Source organism: Niallia sp. RD1 (assembly GCF_024219955.1).
GTDB classification, from domain to species: Bacteria; Bacillota; Bacilli; order Bacillales; family Cytobacillaceae; genus Niallia; species Niallia alba.
In genome coordinates this window covers 2,721,935-2,734,508 of record NZ_CP100420.1, presented here as the reverse complement: position 1 = coordinate 2,734,508, position 12,574 = coordinate 2,721,935, and the positions used below count along the sequence as shown (strand labels likewise).

11 protein-coding genes are annotated in these 12,574 nt (G+C 36.4%); 5 read left to right on the top strand and 6 right to left on the bottom strand.

Annotation, left to right across the window (positions count from 1 at the left end):
* Window positions 1-22: 22 nt before the first annotated feature.
* From gerPC to NKG37_RS13135, 3 genes are read left to right on the top strand one after another with little or no spacing between them, the layout of a single operon-like run.
* On the top strand, window positions 23-658 hold the full coding sequence (gene gerPC / locus NKG37_RS13145) for a spore germination protein GerPC (protein ID WP_016202028.1): 636 nt from the start codon (window positions 23-25) through the stop codon (window positions 656-658).
* Window positions 655-834 carry a hypothetical protein gene (locus NKG37_RS13140; RefSeq protein ID WP_016202027.1) on the top strand — a complete coding sequence of 60 codons (180 nt, stop codon included), beginning with the start codon at window positions 655-657 and terminating at the stop codon, window positions 832-834. The genes gerPC and NKG37_RS13140 overlap by 4 nt, the downstream gene beginning before the upstream one ends.
* A gap of 2 nt (window positions 835-836) precedes the next feature.
* The gene (locus NKG37_RS13135) at window positions 837-1,349 is read left to right on the top strand and encodes a spore germination protein GerPE (protein WP_169188091.1); all 513 of its coding nucleotides are present in this window, start codon (window positions 837-839) and stop codon (window positions 1,347-1,349) included.
* Window positions 1,350-1,426: 77 nt separating this feature from the next.
* Here NKG37_RS13135 and NKG37_RS13130 read toward each other — a convergent pair whose 3' ends face one another.
* Window positions 1,427-1,618 carry a hypothetical protein gene (locus tag NKG37_RS13130; RefSeq protein ID WP_169188090.1) on the bottom strand — a complete coding sequence of 64 codons (192 nt, stop codon included), beginning with the start codon at window positions 1,616-1,618 and terminating at the stop codon, window positions 1,427-1,429.
* Window positions 1,619-1,755: 137 nt separating this feature from the next.
* Between NKG37_RS13130 and NKG37_RS13125 the strand changes: the two genes are divergently transcribed.
* Window positions 1,756-1,974 (top strand): spore germination protein, encoded by a 219-nt coding sequence (locus tag NKG37_RS13125; RefSeq protein ID WP_016202025.1) that lies wholly within the window; start codon window positions 1,756-1,758, stop codon window positions 1,972-1,974.
* Between the two features lie 37 nt (window positions 1,975-2,011).
* Window positions 2,012-2,230 carry a spore germination protein gene (locus NKG37_RS13120; protein WP_016202024.1) on the top strand — a complete coding sequence of 73 codons (219 nt, stop codon included), beginning with the start codon at window positions 2,012-2,014 and terminating at the stop codon, window positions 2,228-2,230.
* Between the two features lie 368 nt (window positions 2,231-2,598).
* On the opposite strand, the gene addA is transcribed toward NKG37_RS13120, so the two are convergent.
* From addA to NKG37_RS13095, 5 genes are all read right to left on the bottom strand, one after another.
* A complete protein-coding gene (addA, locus tag NKG37_RS13115) occupies window positions 2,599-6,342 on the bottom strand; it encodes a helicase-exonuclease AddAB subunit AddA (protein WP_169188089.1) in 3,744 nt (1,247 codons plus the stop codon).
* The gene (gene addB, locus NKG37_RS13110) at window positions 6,329-9,820 is read right to left on the bottom strand and encodes a helicase-exonuclease AddAB subunit AddB (protein ID WP_254414785.1); all 3,492 of its coding nucleotides are present in this window, start codon (window positions 9,818-9,820) and stop codon (window positions 6,329-6,331) included. Before addB ends, addA begins: the two co-directional genes overlap by 14 nt.
* Before the next feature lie 167 nt (window positions 9,821-9,987).
* Window positions 9,988-10,542, bottom strand: coding sequence for a signal peptidase I (gene lepB / locus NKG37_RS13105; RefSeq protein ID WP_016202021.1), 555 nt, complete (start codon window positions 10,540-10,542; stop codon window positions 9,988-9,990).
* A 39-nt stretch (window positions 10,543-10,581) separates the two neighbouring features.
* Window positions 10,582-11,202 (bottom strand): TVP38/TMEM64 family protein, encoded by a 621-nt coding sequence (locus NKG37_RS13100; protein ID WP_016202020.1) that lies wholly within the window; start codon window positions 11,200-11,202, stop codon window positions 10,582-10,584.
* A gap of 374 nt (window positions 11,203-11,576) precedes the next feature.
* The gene (locus tag NKG37_RS13095; RefSeq protein WP_169188088.1) at window positions 11,577-12,518 is read right to left on the bottom strand and encodes an LCP family protein; all 942 of its coding nucleotides are present in this window, start codon (window positions 12,516-12,518) and stop codon (window positions 11,577-11,579) included.
* Between the last annotated feature and the right edge of the window lie 56 nt (window positions 12,519-12,574).

Below are 12,574 nucleotides of genomic sequence, written 5' to 3'. Positions count from 1 at the left end.
CAATAAGGAAAGGGGGATAGAATTGTCTTATGATTTCTACCAATACAGTGAAAAAATGCGTAATTATTTACAGTTGCTTGAAAAAAGGATAAAAGATTTAGAAAAGCAAGTTGCTGCCTTAACCATTGATCTAACAACTATAAAAGAAAAACCTACTGTTCATATTGATCGAATTGACTACAGCTTTGATCAATTAAAAGTGGAAACATTAGAAGGAACACTAAATATCGGTCTTAATCCAGAAGATCTAAGCAATATTGAAGAGCTTGCGATTAATCAAAATTCACCAATTAATCAGCCGCATGCCCCTTTCTATCCGCCCATCGATCCAAAGCAAATGATGAACCGATCCATGGATATAGAAGAGGAAATGAATCAATTTATTCAACTAGAACTGCCTGACATCATTCGAAAAAAACAAACAGAACTAAATATGCCAGAAGAAGAATCTTATGTCACTTTTATTCAAGATGACATCAACAAACAATTGCCAACAAGAATTCAATATTATTTACAACAAGGTGCCAATCGCAAACAAAATGGAAACAATTTATCGAACGAAGCAATTATCCAAGCTTTAAAGGAGGAAATGGAAAACGGGGTTCACCTATTCCTAAGCCATATACCAGATAATATGAAGGGAAGTGGAAATGAATGAATTTTCAAGTATACAACCGAGAGCTTCAAGTAGGAAATATCAATATTATTGGGGTTGCAAGTTCCTCTATTTGCCTTGTTGGCGATGCCCAAACAATCCAATTAGCTTCTACATTTGATACACCAGCTGAATCACTAATAATCGGTCCCTTTGTTCCACTGCATCCGAAAATTTAATTATGTTACAGCGTACATCTGTTGTCGATTCAGTGAAGGTCAGGACAGTATCCTTTTCTTCGATTGTGGAAATTGGGGACGCTACTTATCATCAAGCTTTTTCACGAGCTTTAGCTGTTCAAAGACAACAGGAACTCTTTTATGGAACAGAAGGTGTTTACGAAGAGTATGATGTCTTTAAGGAACCTATCCCTTTAATACCGATTATCGAAAATGTAGAATGTCATTTTGAAAATGTGAAACCCATTATTAAAGTTCATCATATAGATATTACAGGTATATCCTCTTCTTCCTTATTACAAATAGGAAATTGTCGTCATATGTATACAGAAGCAAGAATTAAGCATATTCGCCAAATCGAGCAATCGATAGCAACAGAAGTTGGGGATAATTTGATTCAATTAAATGAACCTAGCCAATTAGGTATCCCAACCTCTGAAAGTCCCGTTTCTGTTACCGGTACAGATATTATGGGATCGCCTTTTTCAGGGGTGGGGCCAGAGCAGGAACAATAAAAGTGTAATCTCAATCTATATTCTTTCCATTTAGGGCGATTATGCATGGAACCAATAGGGCTATTTCGGTTAAACTTCTAAATATCAGCCAAAAGCTTAATGATTTCAGCCAAATCAATCGCTTTATCAGCCAATATATCCAGTTTTTCAGCCAAACCTGCAATGCTATTAAAATATGGTTTTACTGTTTCGTTCATACTGGCTAAATATGAAGTATCAACATGATAAAGTGAAACTTCCATCAGTGGAGGTTTTCCTTCATCCCCCACTGATGGTTAGTTGAACCAATTGGACCTTTACGGACAGTTGATCTCCACCTTTCTCCCTCGTATTCTCATAAGCTTGAGGGGGGAGTCTTACAGTCCGTTAAGGGTGGGATAAAGATACGAAACAAGGAGGTTAAAAAATGCCTGCAATCGTAGGACCAGTACAAATTGTTAACGTGGGGGAAGGAATTGTTCAATTTGGAGATTCGTTGTTTATTTCTCCTAAAGGGAATTCCAAGGCAACTTTAGGCTCAGGTACCTCCAATACTGGAGCATTTATTATTACAAATAACGGATTGAACGCTAGTAACTATGTAGACACTAGTTTAATTGATCAACCAGTTGTTGCAAATAACTAAGCATAGAATCATTAATTTTTTTAGGGAGGAAAGAATCATGCCTGCTATAATAGGTCCGATTCAAATTGTTAACACAGGAGCAGGAATTGTTCAATTCGGAGATTCCTTATTTATCTCGCCTAAGGACAATTCAAAAGCAACGATAGGCTCAGGTACCGGTAATAACGGTGCGTTTGTTATCACCAATAATGCAATCAATTCCAGCAATTATACAAATGGCAGCGGTGTGGATCAACCAATAGCTGACAATAATTGATAAGAATGTTCTTTAGGAAAACATTTTTCTTTAATCTAAAAAAGCATCCCGCACTATTAGGAGGGCACTGAAAAACTGGCTAGTTAATGATGATGGGCAATAGCCACTTTTTAAACATAAGATGATGGATTTGTTTTCCGAGGCGTCCGCTCGCTTTCCATGGGGCGAGCGCCAATCCTCCTCGTCACTACGTTCCTGCGGGGTCTCGGACTTTCTCGCAGCTCCCATAGGAGTCGAGCGGACGCCTCTCCAAACCAACCTTATTTTCACTTTCAAATATACTTGCTCTTCATTTCGCACGAAAAAAACTTTTTCAGTGATCTCCACTATTAGTCTGGCTGTCTTTTTAGGTTAGTTTTTAAAAACATTTATAGCTTAAGCACATGAGCACCATCAAAGAAGAATAAGTATTTCTCTTCAATTTTTCGTTTTAAGATTTTTTCTAATGCTTCTGTATAAAGCTCTATTTGGACTTTATAGCGTGATTCCAATATTGGTTTAGCTTCTTCATATCCACCCTTATATCGAGCAGATATCGTGTCTGTTTTATAATCAAGCAATACTGTACCTAATTCATCCTCAAAGAATACATCTATTATCCCTTGCACGAGAACCGGCTCCTCGCCTCCTTTCCAGTCTGCATATACTCGACTCGCTGGATAGGCAATATTAAACGGGATTTCTCGTACAAGCTTTGGTGCCTGTTGCATTCTTTTTCCTAAAGGAGATTGGAAAAAGGATAGAATAGAGGAAATATCAATAACTTCCGCTTGGTCGATCGTTAATAATTCCTTTTTGACCATATCCTCTACTAAATGATTCAGACTAGCTTCTGTTACTTCTTCTTTTATCACTATATGCTGCATAACCATATGCATAGCGGTTCCGATTTCTGCTGGGCTTAATTTTTTTTCCTGCATAAATTTAGGGCGATTCCAAACCGTTTGCTTCCACGCTTTTGCAAGTTCTATCCCACTTTGAACATCACGTAATTCTCCTTGGCGCTTCAATTCAGATACCGACTGCTTCGATCGATGAGAAGTGCTTTCTTTAGAAGCGTATGACCATGCAAATGTTTCTTTGATTGCTTCTTTATAGGTAGAAGTACTCTCCATTCTTTTTCCTTCTGTTACCTTTTCCAACCATTCATTTTCTTTATTTTCTTCTTCCACTGATCGACTCAAAAGCTCTTCTTTTTGAAGAATCCTTACTTCCCAATTAGATGGGTGAACAGAGATTGCTTCTTTTTCACTCCAGCTTTCTAAATGAATCCATGTATTGTCACGATGTCTAACTAATGCAGGACCAATCCAATCTAAATAAGACTTCGCTTGGGCACGATCAAATTCATTTAAAAGCCAATTGGAATGTCCCGCTATTTGCGCCCATTTCTGTTTTGCTTTTTCTATATCCTTTACAGCACCTATTAAAATAAGTTTTTCCTTCGCTCGAGTTAAAGCAACATACAAGACCCGCATTTCTTCTGCAAGTAGCTCCATTTTTTTCTTTTTTGCAAAAGCAATTTGCGGAAGAGATGGATAAGATATTCGTTTTTTTGCATCGATATATTTTGTAGCGAAGCCTAAATCTTTATCTAATAAAAAATTCTTTCTTAAATCCATTGTATTGAAATTACGTCCCATCCCTGCTATAAAAACAAATGGGAATTCTAAACCTTTACTACTATGGATTGTCATGATCCGAATAACATCTTCTTGTTCCGTTAAGGCTCTTGCTGCTCCTAAATCATTTCCTCGATCTCTCATTCGCTCCACAAATCGAAGGAAGCGGAATAAGCCACGAAATGATGTCTCTTCATATTGACGTGCTCTATCATAAAGTGCACGCAAATTTGCCTGACGTTGATTTCCTGCTGGTAATCCACCAACAAAATCATAAAAGTATGTTTCTCGATATAACTTCCAAATCAACTCCGATAATGAGCCTCTTCTTGCTTCCGAGCGCCAGTCAGCAAGTCGATCAAAAAACGGTCTTATTTTTTCATACAGAACCTCTTCTTTCTGACTGCTCGAATGAATAAATGCCTGAATGGATTCATAAAACGCTCCTTGCTTTTTCGCAATTCGCAGCCTGCTTAACTCCTCTTCCGATAAACCAACAATTGGGGAGCGAAGAACCGAAGCAAGCGGAATATCTTGATATGGATTATCAATAACCTTTAATAAGGACATCATAATATCCACTTCTGTTGATTCAAAATAGCCGGTCGTTAAATTAGCATAGGTCGGTATGTTATATTGCTTTAATTCTTCCATAATTTGTGGAGCCCATGTCATGGATCTTAATAGGATAACCATATCCTTATAGCGAATTGGTCGATATGCTTTTTGCTTTGCATCATATACCTCTTGGTTTGTTTCAAATAATTCTTTTACTTTTTCGGCGATGACCCTTGCTTCCAGTTGTGATTGTTCAAGCTCTGCTGCATCAAGTCCCGTTGTCTCTCCTTCACTTTCACTGTCATCACTAATTTCCGTGCTTTGATTTACTAAAGCAACTTCAATTGGGTAAGGAGTTTCTTCTGGATAACTTGCACCTAGCTTTAACTCTGCACTTTCGTCGTACTCAATTTCGCCTACTTTCACTCCCATAATTTGCTTAAAGAGAAAATTGGTTCCTTCTAATACTTCTTTTCTACTTCGAAAGTTTTTCGCTAAATCAATTTTAAAACCAGCATCCTCGCGCTCTTGAAAACGAAGATATTTGGCTAAAAACAAGTTCGGTTCTGCCAATCGAAATCGATAAATACTCTGTTTTACGTCCCCAACCATAAAGAGATTTCCTTCAGACTCAATATCCTTTGTTACTAGCTTTAGAATCGATTCCTGAACTAGATTGACATCCTGATACTCATCTATAAGAACTTCTTTAAACTGATTTCGATAAAATAATGCTGCTTCTGATGGGATAAGTGCTGTAGTGTTTTCTCCAATCTGACTTAAGATTGCTAGACAATAATGTTCCAAATCGGCAAAGTCCACTAATCCTTTATCCATTTTTACTTGTTGAAATCTTTCCCCAAACGCTGCCACAAGATAAACAAGTGTCTCCACATGTGGCTTCATCTCCGCCATATCTTTTAAAAAGCTTTGCGGCTTTCTTGTAAATAGATCACTTTGCAATTCTTGCAATATTTTTTTCGCGCGATCTCTGATTCTTTGTCCTTCTTCTATTAGCGCGGGATCATACTCGTCTCCTTTACATGGCTTTGCTCGAGAAAACTTTAAGGACTGCATTGCCTCATATAATGTTCCCCAAGAATGAGCCATTGCCTTTTCTAGGATAGACACTATTTCTAAATCATCCAAGAAATTACTAGCACGCGGAGCAGGTCCTCCTGGAAGCTGTGTCAATTCATAGCCATACTCAAGCAGCTTTCTTACTCCTTCTAGTTGTAGCTCCACATCATCGATTAAATGCTGCATAAATGGTAATTCCATAATGTCCGTATCTTCACCGATAGCATACATCTTGATTAAAGACTGTAAATAAGCAGACGGGAATGGATTAGCACGAGAAAAATCATAGATTTCTTGAATCATACGTTGGAGAGCATCGTCACTACGATCGTTCGTAAATGCATCTACTAGATCAAAAAATGCAACATTGTTTTCTTTTCCATATTCTTCTTCAAAAAGATCTTCTAAACATTCATCTCTTAACAATTGCGCTTCTGTTTCATCGGCAATTCGAAAGCCTGGATCCAAATCAATGACATAATAATATTTTCGAATGACTTCTAAACAAAAAGAATGAATTGTAGAAATATGAGCTTTATTTAAAAGCGCCAATTGTCTTTTTAAATGCTGCGACGTTGGATTTGCGTTAATTTCCTTTTCCAATACCTCGCCAATCCGGTGCTTCATTTCCGCTGCTGATGCATTCGTAAACGTAACTACAAGCAATTCATCGACATTTATAGGCTGATCAGATACTATTTTTCGAATCATTCTTTCTACTAATACAGCTGTTTTACCAGAACCAGCTGCTGCAGCAACTAAAATGTCCTGCCCGCTAGACATAATCGCTTTCCATTGATCGTCTGTCCAGGTAACATCTGCTGGTTTGTCCGGTATCTTAATCTCTTTCACTTGTATTAGCCTCCTCTCTGATTAATTGCAGCACCTCTTCCTTTGAATAGGCTGGCAATTGTCTATATTGATTTGTTTCCAGCGCTTCATCAAATTGACAAACAGACTTAAAGGAACAGAAAGTACAAGGCTTCTTATCATTTAATCGATATGGCTCAATTCCTACTTCGCCACTAATAATCTTATTTCCTGAATCCCTATATTTGTGACGAACGAATTTTTGCATTTCATTAAAGTCATCTCTAGTGGCTACTTTAGACGCTTTTGTAAGAGTTCCATCTGTTTTAAAGCCAGCTGGTACAATCGGAGAATTCCCTTTTTCCAACGTTTCATCCATTAATTGAATGACTCGTTCTTCTCCAAGCATTAGTCCATTCATTTTAAATTTCTTTAATAGCTCTTCTTCAATTTCTTCTAGCGTTAATATTTTCTTACTTGAAATCATCGGATTGTGAACATGAAAATATAGTACTCCAGCTGGACTCGCTTCCTTATCTACTAAAATCGTGCTATTTGTAATGATTAAATCTAAATAAGTAAGCATCTGTAAGGATAAACCATAATATACTTCGTTCATATTCAATTCTTGGCCGCTTGATTTATAGTCAATTACTCGTAAATATACTTCATCACCAACAACTGCTTTATCAACACGATCGATTCTGCCAATTAAATTCATATTTGTGCCATTTTTCAACGGAAAAGAAATAGACGGCAGCTTACCTTGTGGTCCAAATTCAAGCTCTAAATCGATTGGTGCGAATCCGCTATGTTTGGCATGCTCGCTCAAAATAAGTGAAGCTCTGCTAATAATTTGCTCTAGCTTTCTTTTTATATAATGATGTCTATTAGTGCTAAGTAGTATCTCATTTTGCAATTTCGGTGCTAACATATCTACCGCATCTCTTGCTAATCTTTCACACTGCTCCCTCGTTAAGCTAGACCACATTAACTCTTTATGCATAACCGTTTCTGCAATATATTTTAAAGCAGCATGAAATAAATCCCCTATAGCAGGTGCTTCTAAGCGATATACTTGCCGTTCTCGAAGCTTTAATCCATGGGTTGCAAAATGTGAAAATGGACACGCGTGAAATAATTCCATTCTTGAAACACTGGCTGAAATAGTTTCCCCATATAACTCGCTGCTTGTTTGCTCCGATAATTGCTCCGTTTTATTTTGATAGGTTAAACTAGAAAATACTTTTTTGGCTGGTTCCTTCCAGTTTGGATGTCCGATATATTCATTGTAAACATCCCACCAAAAATCATAAATTGGATACTCTCTTTTCTTTAAATAAAGCTGCCCTGTTAAGTAAGATAAGGTTGTTTGAAAATGAACTACATAATCTAACTGTCCTTCTTCTGACAGTTCTTTTGGATCTGACATATAATAGATGGTTGTCGCTTTAGGAAATAAATCTTGCATTCTTTTGATATAAGTAGATGGCAAAATAGATTTTCCTTCATCATTTGCCAGCGGGTAAGTTAAGTAAAGATGATCGGATGGCGTTGTAAATGCTTTGTAGGCAAGAAACTCCTCATCTAACAGTCTTGTTTTACTAGTAGGAGCAAGCTTCATGCCTTTTTGTTGTAATGCTTCTCTATCACTATCCGCAAGTATGCCCTCATCCTGGAATCTTGATGGAAAAACACCCTCATTTAGACCAATGACAAACGCAACTTTTATATCATTTAAACGCGATTGTTCTAAATCAGCGATCAATACTTGATCCAATGCTGGAGGGACTAGGGAAAATTTTAATGTATCCAAGCCTGCACCAATAACAGTTGCAAATTGCTTTATTGAAAACTCCTCTTCCCCTAGTATCTCGACAAATTGATCTAGTAAAAATACTATACTATTCCAAGCTTGATCATGTTCTCCAGCCTTTACTAACTCTCCTTTTTCCTCTAGTTCATTCTTCCAGTGTTCCATTTTCACTGGTACTTCAAGTTCTTCTAAAAATAAATATAATGCTTCACATTTTGCTCTACCTGTTTTCCCTCTTTTCAAACGATTTTGAAGCCGAATTAACGGCGCAGTTAAAGAGAGGCGCAACTCATTTAATTCTTGCTCGAATTCCTTTTCTGCGTCTGTCTGAACACCTTGATCAAATTCTAGCCCTTTGATTCTTCTATACTTCCAGCGTTCTTTTGAAGTCCACCTGCTTCCCTTTATTCCATAGGCAAGGCAATAATTTTCAAGCCTGTCTACTTTTTCCCTAATATTATTTTTGCGTTCATGAAGAGGAAATAGTAATTCTGTCTTTATCGACCGAAAGACGGGCTCATAGCGCCAATTTGTTTCAAAAATTTCCAAAGATGATCGAATTAACTCCACTAAAGGATGATCATGCATTCTACTTTTTTGATCAATAAAGAAAGGAATATGATAATCTCTAAAAACAGTCTCCATAATATTCTGATATGTAGACAAATTACGAGAAAGCAGACTGATCTCTCGATAGCGGTAATTCTTATTTCTAACAAGCTTGATTATTTCACGTGCGATTCCTTCTATTTCTGCTCGAGGATTAATACTTTCAGCAAATGTGATTGTTGTTTCTTCTTTATAAGCTTTTGCTGGTCTACTGTCAAAATGACTTTCTATATATGCTAACGATGGATGGCTATTCTTTTTTGATTCTTTGAACTTTACAAGTTCGACTTCCACTCCTAATTGCTTTGCCATCGTCTGGACTGTTTGGAAAGATTCAGTCGTCATACGAAACAAACTTAAATCATCCATTTGGGAAGATAACGGTTCTAATGTATTTGTGATTGTCACTCGTTCACATATATGCATTAACTGTTGAATGATTAAATATTCTTGTGGGGTAAAACTGTAAAAACCATCAATATAAATTTCTGCATTTTGTAAATAAGAAGATTCGCTAATCTTTTCTGCAAGCAAACGGAAATAATCCTCTCCATCGATATATTTCCCAACAATTCTTGCTTCGAATTTTTCATATATTAATTCAAGATCACTTATTTTATCCATTAATGCTTTTGTAGATTCTTTTGTTTCCCCCAACTGCTCTTTCGTCGATAATAGTTCGTCTGGAGTAACCGTGTATCTTCTAAATTCTGTGACCAATTGTTCTACTTGATCAATAAATCCGTTTTTATCGGCAACCTTTTTGAAAAGGGTTAGTTCATTCTTATTCTCTTCAATAATTTTTCGAATTAGCATACTTACGCCCATGCTATTTATATGGTAGCGACTGATTCCGCCTGTTTCTTGCAATACTCTCCATGCAAGACGGGTAAAACTGTATACTTGCGCCCGAAACATTCCTTGCACCTCGGAACCAGATAGTAAACGCTGATCGGATAAAAAGGTCATCTGATCTGGAACGATGTAAATAATGGGATTGCCTTCCGGATTTTCGGCAAGTTTCGCTTGGATTTCTTCTATACAAAACCTTGTTTTTCCGGTACCAGATCGACCTAGTAATAAACGAACACTCATCCAATGCTCCCCCCTTTTTCTTTATCTCAATAATATTTTATATGTAAATAACATCATATCATAGAAACACATGTTTCCATAGAAAAGTGATACTGGATATTTTTTCTCTTCCTATAAGTAACGAAAAAAAAGAACCCAATTTTGAGTTCTCATTTAATCCAGCAAAACTAAAAGGAAAATTGTATTTCATTAAATGGCCAATAACGCAAACTTACCTTTCCAACTACTTGATCAATCGGAATAAAACCAAAATGTCGACTATCCCAGCTTCCTAAACGATTGTCCCCTAATACAAATAATTTTCCTTTTGGCACCGTAACCTCTCCCGTGATCTCTTCCAACGTAAAATTCCCAGTTAATCTTCCGGTAGATACTTGTTTCCGGTAATCATCTAGAAAAGGCTCCTCATACTTTTTCCCATTTATAAATAGATGGTCATCTCTATATTCTACTTTATCTCCAGGGATGCCAATTACTCGTTTCACATAATCATCATTTTCGTTAGCATGAAAAACAATAATATCAAAGTGATTAAAATCAGTCATTTTATAACCAACTTTATTAACAACTAATTTATTTCCGTCCTGTAATGTTGGCATCATCGATTCACCTTCCACTACATAATTGGAGAAGAAAAAAGCACGAATTATAACAAAGATGATAATCCCGATCGCAAATGCCTTTAACCATTCTATGCTTTCTTTCTTTATTGCTTCTTTCAACCTCTATCTCCTCCAAACAAAATTTACAGACCATATTTTCTAATGGCTTCTCTCTTTCTCATCTATACCTGCACTATTCATTTTTATCTCGATCCTTTTTCCAATAACCCAAAGAATAAAGATCGCAATTACGACAGGAATCGTACGTAACGGCTGAGTAATCATTGACTTCAAATCATAACCGATAAAGCTAATTGTACTAATCATAACTAGCTTTCCTGCAATTACTGCGAGAACATATTGGCTCGTACTTATTCTCGACAAACCAGCGACTATATTTACAAGGGCAGAAGGTGTAAACGGAAAACATAGAAGCAAAAACAAGGGACCAAATCCATGCTTTTCAATCCAAATCATTGGTTTCTGCACCTTTTTGTGATTACTTAAAAACCTTAGTAATCTTTTTTTTCCATATCTTCTTATAATCGAAAATACAAGCAATGCTCCTAAAATTGTTCCAGCCCATGAATATAGAAATCCCAGCCAAAATCCAAATGCATTTACATTAGCCATAATAAAAACAAAAAGCGGCAAAAAAGGGATAAACGCTTCTATCATTGGCAATAAGACACCTGGCAACGGTCCAAATGAACGATAACTATCTATTAAATCCATTATTTTTTCAAGCGTAAACCATTCTTTAATTAAGTTGATATCCATGAGCACAAAACCCCTTGTATAACTTACGCATCTTTTCGTATGTGTATTCTTTTAATTAAGTTCGTTTCAATGAATCCCATTAAAAAACGTAAGGATTCCTTGTACCTTTCCTCTTCTAACTAAACAATTTACTTATAGCATTTCAATGAACAAAATAAAGTGAAACTTCCATCAGTGGGGGTTTTCCTTCCTCCCCCACTGATGGTTAGTTGAACCATTCGAACCTTTACGGACAGTTGATCTTCCTCATATTCTCATCAGTTCGAGGCGGGAGTTTTACTGTCCGTTAAGAGTGGGATAACTCTACCTGACTATTCCATTTTAATTCATCTATTACTATCTAAATATAAAGAATATGTTAAAAAAAATCCGAATTATTGAGCTAAAAATTCTTTTATTGCTGCTTTATTCGCTTCTAAATCAATCAATAAGACAGCGGCTCCGTTCACTTTCATATCCTGGAAGCTTCCATCTACAGGAACTCGTAATGATTCTACCTCGTGATTTTTTGAAGTTAATAAATCTTTTCCGATAAACAGCATATCTCCCGTGTCCATGCTCGTATTTATATAAGGCATAATTACCCCTGCAAGTTTTGGTAGCTTAGCAAATGTCTGGACTGCAGAAACTTGATCAGCGATTGCTTGTAACGTTTTTTGCTGTCTCGCTACTCTTCCAAAGTCAGATTCTGCATCATGGCGGAAACGAACATATCCTAATAACTGCTTTCCATTTAAATGCTGTACTCCTGGCTCTAACGTAACACCAATATTTTTTGACATTTGTTTTTCTACATCGATTTCTACGCCATTCGGGAAGGCTTCATCAATAACTGCTTCAAATCCTTCAAAATTAATAATGGCATAATATTGCAAATCTATATCAAAATTTTGTTTGATTGTTTGTCTAAGTAGTTCAGGACCATCAATTGTATAAGCTGTATTAATCCTACCTTGTCCATATCCTGGTATCTCTACATACATATCTCTCATTAAGGAAATGATTTTATATGTACCTTTATCTGGATGATATTGGGCAATCATTATCGTGTCTGTGCGAGATTGTGTTTCTCCTTTACGCTGGTCACTTCCTAGTAAAAGAATATTCGTTCCTCCGTTAATATCCTCTTCCCCATTAAATTCATATTTAACCTCATCCACACCAAGTTTACCTAATGATTGCTTTTCTCCTTGTTTAAATTGAAAAATACTATATATCCCTGCAAATAATATAAATAGAATGAGGAATAGAAAGAAGACTCTTCCTTTTCGTAATCTCCTTCTTTTCTTTCCTTTTCTATATTCCGTTCTCCCCATTTCATTTAATCCTTTCCATATTCATAATCGTTTTTAAGCATGTATTATTATCAATT